The sequence below is a fragment of the Marinifilum breve genome, from assembly GCF_003202155.1.
GTDB lineage: Bacteria > Bacteroidota > Bacteroidia > Bacteroidales > Marinifilaceae > Marinifilum > Marinifilum breve.
In genome coordinates this window covers 1-367 of sequence record NZ_QFLI01000194.1, presented here as the reverse complement: position 1 = coordinate 367, position 367 = coordinate 1, and the positions used below count along the sequence as shown (strand labels likewise).

Sequence of the window (367 nt, the reverse complement as noted above, 5' to 3'; positions counted from 1 at the left end):
ATAAGCATCCCGGAACAGTGTGTAACAGTCCGTCACACCGTGCTCAAAGCGCCGCCCGGTGAGATGCGGCACACAGCGGAACTTATGAATCGTCCCCCGGCAGACCAGCCACCACGGCAAATCACTCTGCACCTGCAGCCGCCGGTCGGCCTCACTCAGCCAGGGCAGACCACCGGGGTGGCTGTGGACCAGCGCCACAATCTCACCCTGCATTTCTGCCTGCAGCCAGTCTTCCGGCGACATACGGAAATACGCCTCCGGCTCACCGGAGATATTCACGCAGGGGAAATATCTTTCCCCCTCCGGCGTGCTTACCACGAAGCCGCACGACTCCGCTGGCGCACATCGCCGGGCGTGCGCCAGAATC

The 367-nt window shown here is 62.7% G+C and carries 1 protein-coding gene; it reads right to left on the bottom strand.

All coding sequences use genetic code 11. The annotated features are described in order from the left end of the window. Positions 1–363: C40 family peptidase (locus tag DF185_RS23430; RefSeq protein WP_438830243.1), on the bottom strand; the 363-nt coding region annotated here is incomplete at its 3' end. Positions 364–367 lie beyond the last annotated feature (4 nt).